Source organism: Massilia terrae, from assembly GCF_024753145.1.
GTDB lineage: Bacteria > Pseudomonadota > Gammaproteobacteria > Burkholderiales > Burkholderiaceae_D > Telluria > Telluria terrae.
In genome coordinates this window covers 244,890-263,781 of the sequence record NZ_JANUGU010000004.1, presented here as the reverse complement: position 1 = coordinate 263,781, position 18,892 = coordinate 244,890, and the positions used below count along the sequence as shown (strand labels likewise).

The window sequence follows — 18,892 nt, the reverse complement described above, 5'->3', positions numbered from 1 at the left end:
AGGATCCAAATCGACCCGCCCGATGCCGCGCCACCCTTCGTTTCAACTTGCCAGTTTGCTGTTTGCCGGCGCCGTCCTCGCGGGTGCGGGCGCGCGCGCCGCCGAGCTGGGAGACGCCAAGGTCAATTCCTATCTCGGCCAACAATTATCCGCCGATATCGAACTGACCTCGCTCCATGATGCAAACGGAACGGTGCTGGCGCGCGTTGCCAGCCTGGATGTGTACCGCGGGGCCGGCCTTGAGCTGCCGCCGGTGCTGTCCAGCGTGAACCTGGCCGTGGTGCGGCGCGATGGCAGGCAATTCCTCCATGTGACGTCGACCCGGCCGATCGAGGCCGACCATTTGCACCTGTACCTGGAGCTGACCGACGGCGGGCAGCGCGGCGTGCGGCTGGCCACCCTATGGTTCACGCCGGACCCGGCGCCGCCTGCGCCGCGACTCGTTGCGTCGCCAGTTCCCGCGCCGCCTGTCGTGCAGGAGATTGCGCCCAAGCGGACTGTCCGCGCGCCATTCCGGGCCATGCCGGCGAGCCATCAGAAGCTGGTGCGGCCACTGCCTGAACCTGCAGCCGTTAAAGAGGCAAAACCCGCGCAGCCAGTTCCCGAACCGGCCCGTAAGCCTGCGGAGCCCGTGCCGGCCGTAACGAAACCGGCAAAGCTCGCAAGCGTGGCTGAAAAGACGCCGCCGCCACACCTTGCTCACGTGCCCGTCACGCTGGCGGTGGCAAGCAAGCCTGAGGCAAAGCCGGAGGCGCCTGAACCAGCGCTGCCAGTCAAGTCTGCGGCGAAAGTGAACGAGCCCAAGCCGGCGGTTTCAGGCAAACCAGTGACCAAGGCGGAGGAGCCCAAGCCGACCGTCGCCGCCAGGCCTGCGCCCAAGCCTGAGGAGCCCAAGCCGGCCCCGATCACATTGGCCGCCGCGAAGGCAAGCCAGGTGCACCCCGCAGTCATTCCGCAGCCAAAGCCTGTCCCGGCTTGCCCGAAAGAGCCTTCGAAGGCCGAGGCCACGTGTTCCGCGCTGGACGGCAAGAACGCGGAACTGCGCGCCGAACTCGTCAAGCTTGAAGAGCGCGTCAAGACCCTTCAGGCCGAGGCGAAAGCGCGCGCTGCCGCGGAAGCCAAGGCCGCGGCGGCGCCCAAGCCCGTTGAAGCGCCGAAGCCGGCGATGCCAGCCAAGCCGCCGCTGCCGGTCAAGAAAGAAGCCGCCGAGCGCCCGGCAGCCGACGAAAAATTCGGCCAGGTGATGGAGGAGCCGCCGGCGCGGCCTGTATTTAAACCGGTCAAGTTGAAAGCTGTGGTCCCGGTGGCGGCGCCAGCTCCGGCTGCGCCAGAGGAACTGCCGGCAGGCATGCCCTGGGGCTGGATCGCCGGGGCCGGCGGCGGGGTGTTCGCAACCGTCGGCGGCCTGCAGTTCTGGCGCCATCGCCGCAAGCAGGTGAAGGTCCACAGGGTGCACGCGCCGCTGCCTGACCACGATGTTGACGACGATGAGCTGATCGAACCGACCCTGATTTAGTACTTACAAGAAAAAATTAGCACGGATGTCATTTTTTGTTATACTGAGTTCAGTGGTGATTGAAACCACAAAGAACGGCTCAGGATCTGTCGCAGCCACCACCGATAGCGTGGCGCGGAAAGCAGATGAACGTTGAGGAAACGCCTGAGTCCGGAAGCAGTTCGCTAGCAACAGTGCGACGCGGACGCCGGAAGCAACCGGCAAGAGGCGACACCAGGAGATACCTGGTGCTCGCTCTCCGCACTACCCCAAAGCGCCCGTGTGGCGCTTTTTCATTTTCAGTACTCCACCAAAGACGAGCCGTCATTCCCGCGAAAGCGGGAATCCCATTTTGCGAGCGGGCCAAAACGGCGGAGCCATGTCGGCGCACTGGAAATGGGGTTCCCGCTTTCGCGGGAACGACGGCAACTCTTGGTTCACTCAGCGGATCGGCAACAAAAAAAGCGCCCGCAGGCGCTTTTTTATAAGGAAATCAGTGGCTTAGTGAGCGCAAGCCAGCCCGTCGACGCGGGCCATCCACGGCTCGGTGACCTCGCGGATCGCGCGGTCGTTGGCCATGATCTGCTTGAGCAGGTCGATCTTGCGCTGGCGCTGGGCGCCTTGCAGGGCAGGGACGCCGGTTGCCGCGGCGGCGCTTTCGATCACGCAACGAGTTTCCAGCTGCGCCAGGCGCTGCATGTCGCCTGCTTGCGCGGCGGCAGCCATCTGCCCCGTCAGGCCGGCAAGATTCTCGTACATCGACAGCACTTCGTTGGAGGTCATTGCGTTCTCCAGTCCCCAAAACTCCGGCCGGATTGCCGGTTCTCTAGACTTATCGGCGCCAATTTCGCGAACTTTAGGGTTCCCGGTAAATTTTTTAAAATATTTTTCGGTCGATAACTTTTTGTCATTACAGGATGATGATATGTCATCGTTCCTGCCCGGCTATTCCCGGAAAACGGCGTTCCAGCCCGGTTTTTTGCATCCTGTCGCATGGAGGCTGCGGGCCGGCCACGCTTTCCCTACAGTTCACGGCGAGCGCTCGCCACGAGCAGGGCGCCAACGACAAGAGAGGGGAGACCATGAAGCACCATCTGCTGCGTGCCGCGATCGCGGCCGCGTTTGCGCTGGATGCCGGCGCCGCGTTTGCCGAAGCACCGTTTTCGTTCGCCGCGACGCCGGGCAAGCTGCCCAAGGACGTGCTGCCGATCCAGTACGCAGCCCATATCGTGCCGGACATTGCCGCCAACACCTTCCGCGGCGAGGAGAGCGTCGAGATCGACGTCCTCAAGCCGACCTCGGCGATCATGCTCAACGCCGACAAGCTGCAGATCGCCAACGCGACCCTCAGCGGGAACGGCCTCGCCCCGATCACGCTCGTCCCGGCGGTCGACGCCAGGCAGCAAACCGTCAGCTTTTCCCTGCCCAAGCCGATCAAGCCGGGGCGCTACCGGCTGGCCATGCAATTCAGCGGCCAGATCAACCGCGAGGCGCGCGGCATGTTCTACATGAACTACAAGTCCGGCGCCGACAGCAAGAAGATGATCGCCACCACGATGGAGCCGACCGACGCGCGCCGCCTGCTGCCAAGCTGGGACGAGCCGTCCTTCCGCGCCCGCTACAAGCTGAGCATCGACGTTCCCGCCAGCTTCAGCGCCTATTCGAATACCCCGGTCGACAAGCGTCAGGTGCTGGCCGACGGCAAGCAGCGCATCTCGTTCGCGCTCACGCCCAAGATGCCGAGCTACCTGGTGGTGCTGGCCGCCGGTGAGCTGGAGCGCCTGTCCGGCAAGCAGGACGGCGTCGATATCGGCGTCGTCACGACCAAGGGCAAGCTCGGTTCCGCCGCCGCGCCGCTGGCCGATGCCAAGGAGATCATCCACTATTACAACGGCTACTTCGGCGTGCCGTATCCGCTGCCCAAGCTCGACCTGATCGCGATGCCCGGCGGCTTCAATGGCGCGATGGAGAACTGGGGCGGCATCACCTACAACGAGTCCGCGCTGCTGGTCGACCCGCAGCGCAGCGCGCCCGAGGTGCGCCAGGGCACCTTCATGGTCAACGCCCACGAGATCGCGCACCAGTGGTTCGGCAACCTGGTGACCATGGCCTGGTGGGACAACCTGTGGCTCAACGAAGGCTTTGCCTCGTGGATGTCGTCCAAGGCGACCGACCATTTCCATCCCGAATGGCGGCCCTACCTGAACGGCATCGCCGAGCGCGAAGGCGTGCTGAACCTGGACGCGCGCAAGACCACGCACCCGATCCAGACCCGCATCGACAACGAGTCGCAGGCCGCCAATGCGTTCGACGCCATCACCTACGAAAAAGGGCAGGGCTTCCTGCGCATGCTGGAGGACTATCTGGGCGAGGATGCTTTCCGCAAGGGCATCCGCAACTACATGGCCACGCACAAGTATTCCAACACCACCTCCCAGGACTTGTGGAACGCGCTGGAACAGGCGTCGGGCAAGCCGGTCGGCCAGCTTGCCTCGGACTGGACCACCCAGCCCGGCTTCCCGCTGATCAAAGTCGAGCAAGCCTGCGAGAACGGCAAGCGCATGGTCACGCTGTCGCAGCAGCAGTTCCGCGTGGACGAGCCGGCCGCCGAGCAACGCCTGTGGCATGTGCCGCTGCAGGTCGGCACCGTCAACGGCCGCGCCATCTACACGCTGCTGTCGACCGCATCGACCACCTTCGAGCAGGGCGGCTGCGAGGGCGCGCTGGTGGTCGATCCCTACAGCGTCGGCTTCTTCCGCATCCAGTACGACCCGCAAAGCTTCCAGGCCCTTTCGGCCCAGGCCGCCAAGCTGCCCGACCCGACCCGACTGAAGCTGTTGACCGACACCTGGGCCCTCGTCAGCGCCGGCAGCCTGCCGCTGGACAGTTACCTGAAGCTGGTGCGCGCATACCAGCACGAGCCACGACTGGCCGTGTGGCAATCGATCGGCGGCAACCTGGGCGCGCTGTACAGGCTTGCGGACAAGGAACCGGAGCAAGCGCTGATCGCCCGTTTCATCAATGAATTCGCGACGCCGAAGATGCGCGAGCTGGGCTGGGACGAGCGGCCCGGCGAAAGCGCCGAGGACAAGCGCCTGCGCGCCTTGCTGGCAATGGCGCTGGCGCAGACTGGCGATGCCGACGCGATCGCGCAGGCGCGCCAGCGCTTCGCGCGCTACCTGGCCGACCCGGCCTCGGTCAGCCCGTCGATGCTGGAATTCGTGCTGCGCACCACTGGCCGCTACGCCGATGCGGCAACTTACGATGCGATCGCCAAGCGCACCCTGGAGGCCACCAATACCGAGGAGCGCAACCGCCTCGGCCGCGCGCTCACCAGCGTGCGCGATCCGGCGCTGGCCGCGCGCACGCTGGCGCTGGCCCTCTCGTCGGACCTGCCGCCCAGCCTGGCCGAACACATGGTGGCCGACGTCGGCCGCGAGCACACCCAGCAGGCTTGGGAATTCGCCGTCGAGCACCGCGAGGCGCTGCTCAAGAACCTGAACGCGCTGGCGGTCGACCATGCCTTCGCCGACGTGGTGGGCGGCTCGTCCAACGCGGCCGACGCCGACATGATGGAAGACTATGTCCGCAAGAACTTTGGCCCCGATGCGCTGGTCGAAGCCCAGCGGGTGGGCAATGGCATCCGAGTCCGCGCGGCGCAAAAAGCACGCCTGCTGCCGCAGGTCCGCGAGGCCTTGAAGTAAGAAACCATCCGCGTGGGCAATTTGTCTACATCGGCGGATAATAAATGGATTAACAACAGCTAAAACGAAGGGACACCCATGGATACTCGCTGGACTCCGATCAAAACCGCGCTGGCGCTGGCCGTGTGCGGCGCCGCGCTGGTCTTCACTCCCGGCCACGCACAGCAGGCACCTGCCGCGCAGGCGCCAAGCCAGGAAAAGGCGGCCACCATGCTGCCGGGCGACGACTTCTTCACCTGGGCCAACAACGAGTGGCTGGCGAAGACCGACATCCCGGCCGACAAGGCGGCGTGGGGCGCGATGGGGCAGCTGGCCGAGGAAACCAACCAGCGCATCGTCAAGATGATCGAAGGCCTGGCGGCCCAGAAGAACCTGAGCGCCGACGAGCGCCGGGTGTCCGATTACTACGGCGCCTACATGAACGAGTCCGCGATCGAGCAGAAGGGCCTGGCCCCGATCAAGCCGACCCTCGCGAAGATCGACGCGATCAAGGACAAGGCCGGCCTGACCCGCGCGCTGGGCGAAAGCCTGCGCGCCGACGTCGACGCCCTGAACGCCACCAACTTCTACACCGAAAACCTGCTCGGCCTGTGGATCGCGCCGGGCCTGCACGACCCCTCGCACAACATCGGCTACCTGATGCAGGGCGGCCTGGGCATGCCGGACCGCGCCTACTATCTCGACAAGAGCGATCGCATGGCTGGCCTGCGCGACAAGTACCAGGCGCACATTGCCGCGATGCTCAAGCTGGCAGGCTACGACAACGCCGACAAGCGCGCGCAGGGTGTGATGGCGCTGGAAACCGCGATCGCCCAGACCCACGCCACGCGCGAGGCATCGGCCGATGTCCACCTGGCGGACAATACCTGGACCATGAAGGAATTCGCGTCCAAGGCGCCGGGCATGGACTGGAAAGCATTCTTCAAGGCCGCCGGCCTGTCGGACCAGGGCAAATTCATGGTCTGGCACCCGACCGCGGTGAAGGGCGAGGCATCGCTGGTGGGCAGCACCGACCTGGCCACCTGGAAGGACTGGCTGGCCTTCCACCAGATCAACCACTTCGCCGGCGTGCTGCCGAAGGCGGTGGTGGACCAGAAATTCGATTTCTACGGCAAGGCCCTGTCCGGCACACCGCAGCAGTCGGCCCGCTGGAAACGCGCGCTGGCCGCGACCGACGGCGCGATGGATGAAGCCGTGGGCAAGATCTACGTCGCCAAGTATTTCCCGGCCGAGAGCAAGGCGCGCGTGCAGCAGATGGTGTCCAACATCATCGCCGCCTTCGGCAAGCGCATCGACAAGCTCGACTGGATGGCGCCGGCCACCCGCGCCCAGGCCAAGGAAAAGCTCAAGACCCTGTACGTGGGTGTGGGCTATCCGGACAAGTGGAAGTCGTATGAGGGCCTCGCTGTCTCGCCGACCGACGCCTTCGCCAATGCCATGAACGCCGAGAAGTTCCGCTACAAGCAGCAAGTCGCCAAGCTGCACCAGAAGCCGGACATGCGCGAGTGGGTGATGCCGCCGCAGCTGGTCAACGCGGTCAACCTGCCGCTGCAGAACGCGCTCAACTTTCCGGCCGCGATCCTGCAGCCGCCATTCTTCGATCCGAAGGCGTCGGAAGCCTCGAACTACGGCTCGATCGGCGCCATCATCGGCCACGAGATCAGCCACAGCTTCGACGACCAGGGTTCGCAGTTCGACGCCCGGGGCCGCCTGCGTGACTGGTGGACCAAGCAGGACGCCGAGCACTTCAAGGAAGCTTCGCAGAAGCTGGCCGCGCAGTACTCGACCTACAAGCCGTTCCCGGACCTGGCGGTCAATGGCCAGCAGACCTTGAGCGAGAACCTGGCCGACCTGGCCGGCCTGTCGGCGTCGCTGGACGCGCTGCATGCGGCGCTGGGCGACCAGGCGAACGAGGCAGCGGACCGCGAGTTCTTCATCGGCTTCGCACACAGCTGGCGCACCAAGGCCCGCGAAGCCGCCGAGCGCCGCCAGATCCTGACCGACGGCCACGCCCCGGCCGAGTACCGCGCCGCCACCGTGCGCAACATCGATGCCTGGTACAAGGCCTTCGAGGTCAAGCCGGGCGAGAAGCTGTACCTGGCGCCGGAGCAGCGCGTGAGGGTCTGGTAAACAGCCGCGCTAGAAAGCAGAGGTAGCAGCAGCTAAAGAGAGAACGTCGTTCCCGCGGAGGGGCTAGGCGCCCGGGTATCCCACTACGGTGATCGTAAGTGGTCAGCACGGGAAATGGGGTCCCCGCTTTCGCGAGGACGACGTTCTTTCTTACGCGATGGTTGTCCCAAGCGTCATCACCGCGTCCCGCTCGCCGCCGCCTCCGGCGCCTCCTGCTGCTGCTCCTTCAACTCCTCCAGCATCTGCTCGAACATCATCGGCTCCGCAAACAGCCAGCCCTGCGCATACTGCACCCCGCGGTCACGCAGGAACTGGGCCTGGGCCTTGGTCTCCACACCCTCCGCGATCATCTCCAGCCGCAGCGCCTTGGCCATCTCGATGATGTGATGGATCACCTGGCTGGTGGCCGCCCCGGTTTGCACGGTGTCGACAAAAGACTTGTCGATCTTCAGCAAATCGAAGTGCACGCTTTCCAGGAAGGACAGGCTGGAGTAGCCAGTGCCGAAGTCGTCGATGGCGATGCGGATACCCACCTTGCGCAACGCGTTGACGATGCCGCGCACGGTGGTGGGATCGGCGAAACTGCGCTCGGTCGCCTCCACCATCAGGTTGCCATGGCGCGCACCGGTCGCCGTCACCAGCTCCTGCAGCAGCGCCACCGTGTGTTCGGACTGTAAATCTTCCGCCGCCAGGTTGATCGCGATGTGGAAGTGCGGAAACTGGCTGAACAGGATCTCGGCGTGACGCCGCACCTGCTGCAGCACCACCTGGCGCGTCACCTGCGCGATCAGCCCGCTGTCTTCGGCGGCGACGATGAACACGTCCGGCCGCACCGCCTCGCCGCCCGGGCGGTTCCAGCGGATCAGGGCTTCCGCGCCGACCCATTTGCCGGTGCGCAGGTCCACCACCGGCTGGTAGACCATGAATAATTCCTTGCGCTTGAGGGCCGCCTTCAGCACCATCGGCAGCGCCAGCTGCGCGCGCGCCAGCGTAATCGCGGCCCAGGCCAGCAGCACACCCATCAGCAAGGCGCAGGGCACCAGCCAGCGTGCGATCGACCACGCCATCCCGTTCACCCGGCTGACCGGCAAGGCGGCGATGGCGGCCAGCGCATAGCGTTTCGAGACGGCGACGGCAACCACGTCCTCATTGTCGGAGAAGGTGGTCTCGGTGCCGGGATTCAGGCCGTTCAGCCAGCTGGTCTTGACGTCGCCGTGGCCGGTAATCACGACGCGCTCCGGCAAGGCTACCTCGGCCACGACCAGTTGCGGGTCCGCGCTGCTGACCGTGATCGGCGCGGTGCGGTGGACGATGGCGGCGTACTGCCCGCGGCCGATCACCACGAAGCGCACCCCGCGCGCAAACGGCAGCTCGGCGCCGCTCCAGATCCTGGCGCCGCTGGGGGTCACCACTTGCGGCTTGCCGAGTTCAACCGGCTGGTTGCGGTCGGTGAGCGAGGAGCACACGAGCGTGTTGTGTTCGAGGATGCCGATGGCCTGGATCATAGCCGAGGTCACGTCCAGCCGCCGCATCAGCTGCGTGTTGTAGGGCGAGCAGGGTTCGGGATCGGTGGTGTTGGCGAGGGAGGCGAAGGCGGCTTCGACTTCGTCGGTGCTGGCTTCTGAACGGACGAGTACTTCACGTGCGAACGCGAGGGCCCGCTGTTTCTCTTGGGCCAAGCTTTCATGCCGCGCCAGGAAAACGGCCAGTCCGACGGGTAAGGCTATCGCCAGGACAATTCCCAGCACCGCGAGCCATTTCGTGCGGCGCTCATCCATATGCTCAGCTTTGCGGGGCACAGGCCCCAAACCGTTTGATTGTCTCGCTAGCTGCACAGCGGTGCAACCGGCGTCTGATTACAGTATGTACGCGTTAAGTGTTACCTGGCGAACGGATCGATGTGACATCGCGGCCTAGAATACAAGCTCGTATCAACGACAGAGACGAGGTATTTCAGATGAACAAGGACCAGATCAAAGGCAAGGCCAAGGACATTGGCGGCAAGGTGCAGGAAGAAGTCGGCAAGGTGGTCGGCAGCAGCGAACAGCAAGCCAAGGGGCTCTCGAAGCAAGTCGAAGGCAAGGTGCAGGAAAAGTATGGCAACTTGAAGGAAAACGTGAAGGACAGCCTGGACAAGGGTGACCGTCCGCTGGACCGCGGTGGTAATCGCCAGGGTAGCTGATCAACATTCGCTTCAGTAAAGGCCGCGCCGTGGGCGCGGCTTTTTCATTGCATGCAGGGGCTATACTGCCAATAAGCCTGCCCGGGAATGAATCCTCTCTTGAACTGCAATGAGCGAATCCTACGACGACATCTCACGCCGCACGCTCGACCACTACGAGCACAACGCCCGCGCATTCTTCGCCGGCACCATCGACCACGACGTCAGCCAGAACGTCGATGCGCTGCTGGGCGCCATCGAGGCGGAGCCGCCATTCACCATTCTCGATCTCGGCTGCGGTCCGGGCCGTGACCTGAAGACTTTTTCCGCGCTTGGCCACAAGGCGATCGGGCTGGACGGCTGCGCGAAATTTGTCGAGATGGCGCGCGAGTTCAGCGGCTGCGAAGTCTGGCAGCAGGACCTGTTGCACCTGGACTTGCCGCCTGTGATGTTCGACGGCATCTTCGCCAACGCCGTCCTGTTCCACGTGCCCAGCGCGCAGCTGCCCAAGGTGCTTGGCGATTTGCATGCGGCGCTCAAGCCCGGCGGCGTGCTGTTCAGTTCGAATCCGCGCGGGCACAACCAGGAAGGCTGGAACGGCGAGCGCTACGGGAGCTATTACGATTACGAGACGTGGGAAGGCTACCTGACGGCAGCGGGGTTCCGGCCCTTGCACCACTACTATCGGCCGACAGGGCTGCCGCGCGAGCAGCAGCCTTGGCTGGCGAGTGTTTGGCGAAAGATCTAGAGGGTGATGAATTCCGCCGCGCTCAATGTCGGTCCTGTACGAACGCCAGGATGTCTGCGTTCAGCTCGCCGGCGTGGGTAGTCGGAATGCCGTGCGGTGCGTCCTTATAGGTCTTGAGTGTACCGTTCTGGACCAGCTTGGCCGATAGCGGTCCCGAATCCTTGTAAGGAACGACCTGGTCATCATCGCCGTGGACGACCAGGACCGGGACGGTGATTCCCCGGAGGTCAGCAGTGAAGTCGGTCTGGGAGAAGGCAACGATACCGTCGTAGTGTGCTTTCGCGCTCCCCATCATGCCCTGGCGCCACCAGTTGAGGATGACCGCTTCAGATGCCTCGGACGGCAGGCGGTTATAGCCGTAGAACGGCCCCGCCGGGATGTCGTGGTAAAACTTCGCGCGGTTCGCAGCGACCTGTGCCTGGAAATTGTCGAACACTTCTTTGGGCGTGCCGTCGGGATTGGCCTCGGTTTTCACCATCAATGGCGGAACAGCGCTGACGAGGACGGCCTTGGCGACGCGATCCTCCGGGTGCCGGGCGATATAGCGGACAACCTCGCCGCCACCCGTTGAGTGACCGACATGCACCGCGCCCCGAACGCCAAGATTATCGACGACCGCTGCTACGTCGTCGGCGTAGTGGTCCATATCATGCCCCTCCCACACCTGGCTGGACCGTCCGTGCCCGCGCCGATCATGCGCGACAACCCGGAAACCGTGATCAAGGAAGAAGAGCATCTGTGCATCCCAATCGTCCGCGCTGAGTGGCCATCCATGGTGGAAAAAGATCACCTGTGCATCCCTTGGGCCCCAGTCCTTGTAGAAAATCTCCACGCCATCCTTCGTTGTGACAAATCCCATGATCGATACTCCTCTAAGGTGGTAAGTCGTCAATCTCACTAGGTCACTTGCGATCTGTACTTTCTCCTGCCCTTTAACGATCAGCAGGCAAGGGCTGAGGCGCGTACAGTGCGCTCTGGAATTCAGGAACGTATTCGTATTTCAAGAGCTTACCCAACTTCAAGGACTTGATGTAGTTGGATAAAGCGCCGTCGCCAAGTCTCAACATCGCAGAATCCGGGTCTGTGCTTGTGGCGTGACTGAGCTGCCGTGAAATCGCATATCCATAAGTCAACTTCCCGTTTTGGTTGACATTGGTAAAGCTGTTGGTAATCAATTCGACGTCTTTCGAAAGATCTTTTAATTTTTTTCCTTCGAAGACCACATCGGACCTGTCAGACTCCTTGTCCATTATTTCAAACTTTATTGCAGTTTCATTTTCCTCAAAGTTAATCTCAGTCAACCATTTCGGCAGATTGTACCCGACTACACCTCTTACCCTTGCCAGTTCAGTATTTACAGGTAATTTCAAGATATAACCCCAAAATGACTTCGACATGGATTGGCCAAGCAAAGTCAATGGTCCAAAACTTGCCGAACCCGGCTTATTGGTGACGATGGAAAGCGAGATTTCAGTGTAGCTGTCATTGTCACAATAATGATAGGCGTAGGCAGTCAATGCGATGACGCCCCTGCCAGGCCATATTTGAAGCGGCTGGATTTGTTCGCCAATCTTGGGTGGAATGAGTTCTCTTAGCTTATTGATGTCGGCGGTAAATATCGCGGTAATTCTGCTGTCTTTGTAATAAAAATTTGGTGAATAAGTTTCAAAGCCGACATCCACCTTTGTCTTCTTCAAGGTTCGGAACCAGCTCAGATCCACATCCGGTGCTTCATTTTCGATAACGGAAAGCGGCGGATTGGAGCGGTAGCGGTCATAAAGTCCTCCCGACACAACCGGGACTTGATTGCCCGCAATTTCAATTATTTTGTTGGCCTGAACCTTGGTGATCGCTGGATTTTGTGCCATGGAGTCCATCGCCATTCCCCCTGAGAGTAAGCCCGTCAATATTCCAATATTTCTGATAGTCATGTTCCCATCTCGACGTTTTCGAATTCGACCATAGGAATACTAACTTTCAAGCCAACTTGAAGGTCAAGGGGAATGATTGTGGGAGCATGTATCGTGCACATGGTGATCAATCGGTTTTCTTGTTCGCATGTCTCCCCACGCTATCCATCACCCTGGCCGTGTTGTCTTTGCATTCCATTCCTTCCGGTTTCGAATTGATCAAGTCAATCAAGGACATGATATGTGTCCTGTTCTCCGCCAGACGGCGCTCCATCGACTCGATGTCATCAATCTTTTTTCTTAGTGTCGCGATCAATTGGTCGTGTTGCCAGCCTGCTGCATCCGCGGGCAAAATACTTCTTATCTCGTCCAAGGTAAATCCTGTTTGCTGTGCATTAATGATAATGGACAATATCGCTGCCGCTTCGGGAGGGTATTCCCTATAGCCGTTCGACAATCGGCTGCCGGATTTTAGCAGTCCTTTCGACTCATAAAAGCGAATTGCGGAAGCAGAGAGTCCGCTCCGTTTTGCAAGCTCACCAATTTTCATTTCTTCGTCCCCGCGTTTGTTATGTCGCGGCGCATTGTCCAATGCGCCTAGTCAATGGAATGTTGTGAAGCGATCACGCGGAGCGTTTCTTTTGCTACTTCGGAGCTGGAACCAGGATTTTGTCCCGTGACAATTCGCCCATCAGTTACGACATACGAGACGAAGGGAATCACAGCCTTTTGATAAGCGGCACCACGGCTCTTGAGTTCGTCCTGAAGCGAGAACGGAACCTGGTTCTGGACACCAGAGAGATATTCCTCCGAGTTTGAGAACCCGGTAATTTTCTTGCCAACGATTAATGGCCGCCCGTTGTCGCCGTCCAGATCCAGCAAGCCTGCTGCGCCATGGCAGACCGATGCGACTACACCACCGTCACGATAGATTTGTTCGGCCAGGGTTTTCAATTCGCCGTTGCCTCGAAAGTCCCACATGGTCCCGTGTCCGCCCGTGTAGAAAATTGCCATGTAGTTGCTGGCGTCGACCTGGGAGGGTGATAGCGTTTCCTGAAGACGCGCGCTGAATTGGGGATCCTTCAGCAGACTACGCGCTCCCTCATCCATGTACAGACGGCCCAGACTCCGCTGGTCCAACGGAACGGGGCCACCGTTTGGACTGACAAAATCCAAGTCGATTCCTGCGTCCCTGAAGACTTCGTAAAAATGAGTCAATTCCGTGAGCCACAGGCCAGTAGTGTCGCTCCGTGTCGGGTACTTGGAATGATTCGTCATCACAATCAGGACCTTCTTCGCCTTTGGTCGCGGTACTTCTTCCTTACCTGACGCTGCACCTGGCGTGAGCGGCCCGAAACTAGCCAGAAATATTCCGAGGTACAGCCATTTGCCGATCTTGGTAATCATGTTTGCTCCAATCTCATCGATATATCCGGAGCCCCGAATGGGTCTCACCGGAGCGCATCGCTCTTGTTCCGATGCGACGACCTCACAGCAACTCTACACATGAAGTTAACTTGAATGTCAATAGGGTACGTGGCGCTCCTTACTCCGCAGTAAAGGAAAAATCTGCATCTGCCTATTGACATTAAAGTGAACTTTAAGCTTACGATCCGCTCCATTCCCACCAAGGAGTCCTAAATGAGCCCGTTCTCCCCGTTGACCTTGCCGAATGGCACCACGCTGCCCAACCGCTTTGCGAAGGCTGCAATGGAAGAAAACCTTGCAGACGCCGATCACGCCCCCTCCGATGAGCTGATTCGTCTTTACCAAGCTTGGGCGGAAGGCGAGGCCGGATTAATGATCACTGGCAATGTCATGGTCGATCGCCGCGCCATGACCGGGCCCGGTGGCGTGGTCCTCGAGTCTGAGGGTAACAGGGAACGTTTCGAACAATGGGCACGCGCCGCGCGCGCCCGCGGGGCACAGATCTGGATGCAGCTTAACCACCCCGGCCGCCAGATGCCGGCTGCGCTGGGGCAGGAGACGATTGCTCCTTCAGCCGTGCCGATGGATATGGGGAGCTTTTCCAAACAGTTTACGGCCCCGAAAGAAATGTCGGAAGCGGAGATCGCCGACGTGAAGCGCCGCTTTGTCGACGCTGCCGTGTTGGCGGAAAAATTCGGTTTCAGCGGCGTGCAGATTCACGCCGCGCACGGGTACTTAATTAGTCAATTCCTGTCGCCGCTGACCAACAAGCGCAATGACCGCTGGGGCGGTGCAATCGAGAACCGGGCCCGCATCCTGCTCGATGTGGTGAAGGAAATCCGGACCCGCGTGGGTACCAGGTTTTCACTTTCGGTCAAGCTCAACTCTGCCGACTTTCAGCGCGGCGGCTTCAGCTCGGACGATGCCAAGCAAGTCGTGTCCATGCTGAACCCTTTGCGTGTCGACCTCCTTGAGCTTTCCGGCGGGAGTTACGAGGCACCGGCCATGCACGGGCAGGCCCGTGACGGCCGGACGCTGGCGCGCGAAGCGTACTTCCTCGAGTTTGCTCGCGATATTGGCACTGTCGCCGGAATGCCGATGATGGTGACCGGCGGCATTCGTCGCTTTCCTGTTGCTGAGCAAGTGCTGGATAGCGGTATCGATATGGTGGGCATCGGCACAGCCTTGGCGTTGAACCCCAGTCTCCCAAAGGAGTGGAAGGCGGGTAAAGCAAGTGCACCCATGCTCCGCGCCATCACGTGGAAGAACAAAGTGTTGGCCTCGATCGCTTATATGTCGATGGTCAAACATCAATTGCGCAGGGTGAGCGGCGGCAAAAAAACCAATCCGACCGTCATGCCGGCATTTGCCTTCCTGGAGCAGCAGCTTGACACGATGATCAAAACCCGGCGATATCGACGCTGGATGAGCCGACAGGCAGCCTGACAGCAAGAATCTCCTCGACGCGTTTCGATGAACCGATATCAGGACCATTCTAATGACTACTCCATTTGATATCCCATGCGAAGAACCGATGGCCGTCACGCTCTGTCAGCAGCGGACAGCTTTTCTCAACGAGGGTGCACCGGGCATTGGGGAGCGCAAGGATCGATTGAAGCGGCTTCGAGCGGTCGTCCTTGCCCATCGCATGGAACTGGAAAGTGCAATCCGCGCGGATTTCGGGAACCGGTCCAGGCACGAAACGGGCATCATGGAGTTGATGGGTGTCGTCCAGTCGATCGACTACCTCGTGCGCAACCTGTCACGCTTCATGAAACGCGAGCGCAGGCATGTCGGCATCCCGTATCGTTGGGGGAGCGCCTACGTGGAATACCAGCCCTTGGGCGTCATCGGGATCATGGCGCCATGGAACTATCCTTTATCGCTAACGATGATTCCCTTGGCGACGGCGTTCGCCGCTGGCAATCGGGCGATGATCAAACCATCCGAACTTACTCCACGTACGAGCGAACTGATCCAGCGAATGTTGGCATGCGTGTTTCGCGCAGAAGAGGTTTCGGTCGTGCTCGGCGGAGCGGAAGTTGGCGCAGCATTCAGTGCCTTGGCGTTCGATCACTTGCTGTTCACCGGCAGCACGCAGGTAGGACGCAAGGTGATGAAGGCAGCAAGCGATAATCTGGTGCCGGTGACGCTTGAACTGGGTGGCAAGAGCCCGGCAGTCTTCGCACCCGGGCACGTCAATACGCGAACCATGAAGAGTCTCGTGTACGGCAAGTTGTCAAATGCAGGGCAGACATGTGTTGCGCCCGATTACGCACTCGTTCACGCGGATGATTTGGAGCGATTTATTTCGCTCTACAAGGAGACCGCCTCCGCCTTCTATCCAAACGGACCGGCCGGTCCCGACTATACGTCCATCATCAGCGAGCGTCACTATGATCGACTGACCAGCCTTCTGATGGACGCCAGGCACAAAGGAGCGCAGGTGATTGTCGTCGGCGAATCGCCTGAAAACGCCTCCAAGCACATCCGTACATTCGCGCCGACATTGCTTGTCAACGTCGACGACAGCATGGCAGTCATGAAAGAAGAGATCTTCGGCCCAATCCTGCCGGTTTGCACGTACAGTAACTTATTGGAAGTCATCGAGTACGTGAACGCGCGGCCCCGGCCGCTTGCCCTGTATTACTTTGGGCCGAATGACGCCCGCTGCAAGCTGTTGTTGACGCGCACGACTTCAGGCAACGTGGGCATTAACAATACGCTGATGCACGTGGCACAAGACGATCTTCCATTCGGAGGGGTTGGTCCGAGCGGAATGGGGGCCTATCACGGCATCGAAGGATTCCGGGCGATGAGTCACGCCAAGGGGGTATATGTGCAAGGGAAGTGGAGTCTTCCACGATTACTGCATGCGCCTTTTGGCCGGTTTGCAGATCTCGTTCTCGCCTTGACACTAGGGCATTCGAGGGGCTTTCGTCCCTGAAGCGAGGCTCGAAATAAAAACGGCCGCGGAATCCGCGGCCGTTTTTCAGACCAGGCGATACTTACTTTTGCTCACCCAGTTTGGTCTGGAAGAAATTCGCAATCATCCCATACACGTGCCGCTGCCCGGCGCGCGACGAGATGCCATGCTTGGCGCCGGGGTAGGTCATCAGGTTGAACTGGATGTTGCGGTTGATGAGGGCGTCGATCATGCGCGTGCTGTTGGTGAACAGGACGTTGTCGTCCGCCATGCCGTGCACCAGCAGCAGCGGCGACTTCAGCCCGTCCAGGTGCGCGAACACGCCGCTTTGCGCATACGCTTCCGGCATCGCTTTCGGGCCGCCGCCCATGAACTGCTCGGTGTAGTGGGTGTCGTACAGCGCCCAGTCCGTCACCGGCGCGACCGACACGCCGGCGGCAATCTTGTCCGAACCGGCCGCCAGCAGGCGCAGTGTCATGAAGCCGCCATAGCTCCAGCCGAACACGCCGATGCGCTTCGGATCGACGAAGCCCTGCTTGCCGAGCCAGTCGACGCCGGTCAGCTGGTCTTCCACCTCGTGCTTGCCCAGTTCGCCGTAGATGGCGTCGGTGAAGGCGCGCTCGCGGCGGCTCGAGCCGCGGTTGTCCAGCGTGAACACGACGAAGCCTTGCTGCGCCATGTACTGCTTGAACGGCGAACCCCAGCCGCGCGTGACCTGCTGCGAGTGCGGGCCGCCGTACACGAACAGGAACACCGGGTAGCGCTTGTTCGGGTCGAAGTTGGCCGGCTTGATCATCGAGTAGTACATGGTCTGGCCGTCGTGCGCCTTGATCGTGCCGAACTCGGTCGGCAGGTGGCTCGACATGTACTTGTAGTACGGGTGATTTGCGTTGACTTCGTTGTGTTCGAGCCACTCGACCATGCTGCCGTCCGGACGGCGGATCGACACTTGCGGCGGCGTGTTCGGGTCCGAGAAGGTGTCCACGAACAGCGAGCCGTTGGCCGCGAACACGTCGTCGTGCATGCCGTCGGTCTTGGTGATGCGCACCGGCTGGTCGGCGGTGCTGCCGTCCAGGTTCAGCGCGTAGGTCTGCTTGTCGGTCACCGCGTCGCGGTTCGAGGACACGTACACCTTGCCGGCCTTTTCGTCCACCGCCAGCACGTTGTCGATGCCCCATTCGCCGCTGCTGATCGGATGCAGCAGCTTGCCGTTCAGGTCGTACAGGTAGAGGTGGTTGCGGCCGCTGCGCTCGCTTTCCCAGATGAAGGCCGGGCGGTTCTTCAGGAAGCGCGGGCTGTCCTGGATCGAGACCCAGGTCTTCGAGGTTTCGGTCAGCAGCGGGCGCTGGGCCAGCGTGGCGCCGTCCACGGCGATCAGGTCGAGGCGCTTCTGGTCGCGCGTCTGGCGCTGGTAGACCAGGGTCTTGCCGTCCGAGCTCCAGTCGGCGCGCACCAGGTAGATGTCCTTGTCCGGGCCGAGGTCGATCTTGCGCTGCACGCCGGTGGTCGGCGACACGACCATCAGGCCGATCTCGACGTTGGGGTCGCCCGCGGCCGGGTAACGCTGTTCGAAGCTCTCGATGCCGGTGGCGTTGATTTCGTAGCGCTTGACGTTCGGCACCGAAGCGTCGTCGTAGCGGCGGTAGGCGATGGCCGAATCGTCCGGCGCCCAGTAGTAGCCGGTGCGCTGCGACATTTCTTCCTGGGCGACGAATTCGGCCTCACCGTTGTGCACGGTGCCTTTGCCGTCGGTGGTCAGCTGGCGCTCCTTGCCGGTGGCGAGGTCGATCACATACAGGTTCTGGTCGCGCACGAAGGAGACGTAATGGCCCTTGGGCGAAATCTTCGGATCGCCGACATTGCCCGACGCGACCTTGCGCGCCTGGTCCGGCTTGGCGGCGTCGACCAGGTAGAGGTCGCCGGCGATCGGGACCAGCAGCTGCTTGCCATCCGGCGACCAGCTGTAGCTGATGATGCCCGACAGGCTGGCCGTGCGGGCGCGCTCGCGGCGGGCCTTTTCGGCGGCGGACAGGTGTTCTTCGGGAACCAGCTTCTTGGAGTCGACCAGGCGGTGCGTGGTCTTGTCCTTCATATTGTATTCCCACAGATCCATCTGGAACTGGTTGTCCGGACGGCCGCGCAGGAAGGTGACGCGCTCGCCGTCGGGCGACACGCGCAGGTTGCGCACACCGGGACCGGACAGGGCGGGGTCGGCGTAGATGCGGTCGAGCGTGAGTTGCTCGGCAGATGCAGGCAGGACCGCGATAGCGGCCAGCAAGGCGAAAATCAGGCGCATGAATCGTCTCTCTTTGGGGTAATTTTTGTAACCCCGAGACAATACCAGAGTCGTTCCTGAAAAGCTGTAAATATGCGCAGCCGGCGAGGCGGCC

14 protein-coding genes are annotated in these 18,892 nt (G+C 61.3%); 7 read left to right on the top strand and 7 right to left on the bottom strand.

Annotated elements, in window-relative coordinates:
- Positions 1–22: 22 nt before the first annotated feature.
- Positions 23–1,516: a FimV/HubP-related protein gene (locus NX778_RS14125; RefSeq protein ID WP_258812389.1), complete on the top strand. Its 1,494-nt coding sequence runs from the start codon at positions 23–25 to the stop codon at positions 1,514–1,516.
- Between the two features lie 480 nt (positions 1,517–1,996).
- Here NX778_RS14125 and NX778_RS14120 read toward each other — a convergent pair whose 3' ends face one another.
- A complete protein-coding gene (locus NX778_RS14120; protein ID WP_258812388.1) occupies positions 1,997–2,278 on the bottom strand; it encodes a flagellar protein FliT in 282 nt (93 codons plus the stop codon).
- A 299-nt stretch (positions 2,279–2,577) separates the two neighbouring features.
- Here NX778_RS14120 and NX778_RS14115 point away from each other — a divergent pair, with 299 nt between their 5' ends.
- Together NX778_RS14115 and NX778_RS14110 are read left to right on the top strand one after the other, a co-directional pair.
- On the top strand, positions 2,578–5,199 hold the full coding sequence (locus NX778_RS14115) for a M1 family metallopeptidase (RefSeq protein ID WP_258812387.1): 2,622 nt from the start codon (positions 2,578–2,580) through the stop codon (positions 5,197–5,199).
- Between the two features lie 78 nt (positions 5,200–5,277).
- The gene (locus NX778_RS14110) at positions 5,278–7,329 is read left to right on the top strand and encodes a M13 family metallopeptidase (RefSeq protein ID WP_258812386.1); all 2,052 of its coding nucleotides are present in this window, start codon (positions 5,278–5,280) and stop codon (positions 7,327–7,329) included.
- A gap of 176 nt (positions 7,330–7,505) precedes the next feature.
- Here the strand turns inward: NX778_RS14110 and NX778_RS14105 are convergent, their stop codons facing one another.
- Positions 7,506–9,008, bottom strand: a complete 1,503-nt coding sequence (locus tag NX778_RS14105) for an EAL domain-containing protein (protein WP_258812385.1) — start codon at positions 9,006–9,008, stop codon at positions 7,506–7,508.
- Between the two features lie 278 nt (positions 9,009–9,286).
- On the opposite strand from NX778_RS14105, the gene NX778_RS14100 reads away from it, so the two are divergent.
- A complete protein-coding gene (locus NX778_RS14100) occupies positions 9,287–9,511 on the top strand; it encodes a CsbD family protein (protein ID WP_258812384.1) in 225 nt (74 codons plus the stop codon).
- Between the two features lie 109 nt (positions 9,512–9,620).
- Complete coding sequence (locus NX778_RS14095) at positions 9,621–10,238, top strand: class I SAM-dependent methyltransferase (RefSeq protein WP_258812383.1); 618 nt, start codon at positions 9,621–9,623, stop codon at positions 10,236–10,238.
- 22 nt (positions 10,239–10,260) lie between these two features.
- Here the strand turns inward: NX778_RS14095 and NX778_RS14090 are convergent, their stop codons facing one another.
- The 4 genes from NX778_RS14090 to NX778_RS14075 form a co-directional block, all read right to left on the bottom strand.
- Positions 10,261–11,097: an alpha/beta fold hydrolase gene (locus NX778_RS14090; RefSeq protein WP_258812382.1), complete on the bottom strand. Its 837-nt coding sequence runs from the start codon at positions 11,095–11,097 to the stop codon at positions 10,261–10,263.
- Between the two features lie 73 nt (positions 11,098–11,170).
- Positions 11,171–12,169, bottom strand: coding sequence for an acetoacetate decarboxylase (ADC) (locus tag NX778_RS14085; RefSeq protein ID WP_258812381.1), 999 nt, complete (start codon positions 12,167–12,169; stop codon positions 11,171–11,173).
- Between the two features lie 106 nt (positions 12,170–12,275).
- Positions 12,276–12,698, bottom strand: coding sequence for a MerR family transcriptional regulator (locus tag NX778_RS14080; RefSeq protein WP_258812380.1), 423 nt, complete (start codon positions 12,696–12,698; stop codon positions 12,276–12,278).
- Between the two features lie 47 nt (positions 12,699–12,745).
- Entirely contained in the window at positions 12,746–13,555 is an 810-nt protein-coding gene (locus NX778_RS14075; protein ID WP_258812379.1) for a type 1 glutamine amidotransferase domain-containing protein, read from the bottom strand.
- Between the two features lie 234 nt (positions 13,556–13,789).
- On the opposite strand from NX778_RS14075, the gene NX778_RS14070 reads away from it, so the two are divergent.
- Both NX778_RS14070 and NX778_RS14065 read left to right on the top strand, forming a co-directional pair.
- Positions 13,790–15,022 (top strand): NADH:flavin oxidoreductase/NADH oxidase family protein, encoded by a 1,233-nt coding sequence (locus NX778_RS14070; RefSeq protein ID WP_258812378.1) that lies wholly within the window; start codon positions 13,790–13,792, stop codon positions 15,020–15,022.
- Positions 15,023–15,110: 88 nt separating this feature from the next.
- Positions 15,111–16,523, top strand: a complete 1,413-nt coding sequence (locus NX778_RS14065; RefSeq protein ID WP_258812377.1) for a coniferyl aldehyde dehydrogenase — start codon at positions 15,111–15,113, stop codon at positions 16,521–16,523.
- A gap of 61 nt (positions 16,524–16,584) precedes the next feature.
- On the opposite strand, the gene NX778_RS14060 is transcribed toward NX778_RS14065, so the two are convergent.
- Complete coding sequence (locus tag NX778_RS14060) at positions 16,585–18,798, bottom strand: S9 family peptidase (RefSeq protein WP_258812376.1); 2,214 nt, start codon at positions 18,796–18,798, stop codon at positions 16,585–16,587.
- Positions 18,799–18,892 lie beyond the last annotated feature (94 nt).

Bases quoted from the DNA above. Each gene is read 5' to 3' on its own strand.
- NX778_RS14125 (WP_258812389.1), top strand. From the start codon at position 23: ATGCCGCGCCACCCTTCGTTTCAACTTGCCAGTTTGCTGTTTGCCGGC.
- NX778_RS14120 (WP_258812388.1), bottom strand. From the start codon at position 2,278: ATGACCTCCAACGAAGTGCTGTCGATGTACGAGAATCTTGCCGGCCTG.
- NX778_RS14115 (WP_258812387.1), top strand. From the start codon at position 2,578: ATGAAGCACCATCTGCTGCGTGCCGCGATCGCGGCCGCGTTTGCGCTG.
- NX778_RS14110 (WP_258812386.1), top strand. From the start codon at position 5,278: ATGGATACTCGCTGGACTCCGATCAAAACCGCGCTGGCGCTGGCCGTG.
- NX778_RS14100 (WP_258812384.1), top strand. From the start codon at position 9,287: ATGAACAAGGACCAGATCAAAGGCAAGGCCAAGGACATTGGCGGCAAG.
- NX778_RS14095 (WP_258812383.1), top strand. From the start codon at position 9,621: ATGAGCGAATCCTACGACGACATCTCACGCCGCACGCTCGACCACTAC.
- NX778_RS14090 (WP_258812382.1), bottom strand. From the start codon at position 11,097: ATGGGATTTGTCACAACGAAGGATGGCGTGGAGATTTTCTACAAGGAC.
- NX778_RS14085 (WP_258812381.1), bottom strand. From the start codon at position 12,169: ATGACTATCAGAAATATTGGAATATTGACGGGCTTACTCTCAGGGGGA.
- NX778_RS14080 (WP_258812380.1), bottom strand. From the start codon at position 12,698: ATGAAAATTGGTGAGCTTGCAAAACGGAGCGGACTCTCTGCTTCCGCA.
- NX778_RS14075 (WP_258812379.1), bottom strand. From the start codon at position 13,555: ATGATTACCAAGATCGGCAAATGGCTGTACCTCGGAATATTTCTGGCT.
- NX778_RS14070 (WP_258812378.1), top strand. From the start codon at position 13,790: ATGAGCCCGTTCTCCCCGTTGACCTTGCCGAATGGCACCACGCTGCCC.
- NX778_RS14065 (WP_258812377.1), top strand. From the start codon at position 15,111: ATGGCCGTCACGCTCTGTCAGCAGCGGACAGCTTTTCTCAACGAGGGT.
- NX778_RS14060 (WP_258812376.1), bottom strand. From the start codon at position 18,798: ATGCGCCTGATTTTCGCCTTGCTGGCCGCTATCGCGGTCCTGCCTGCA.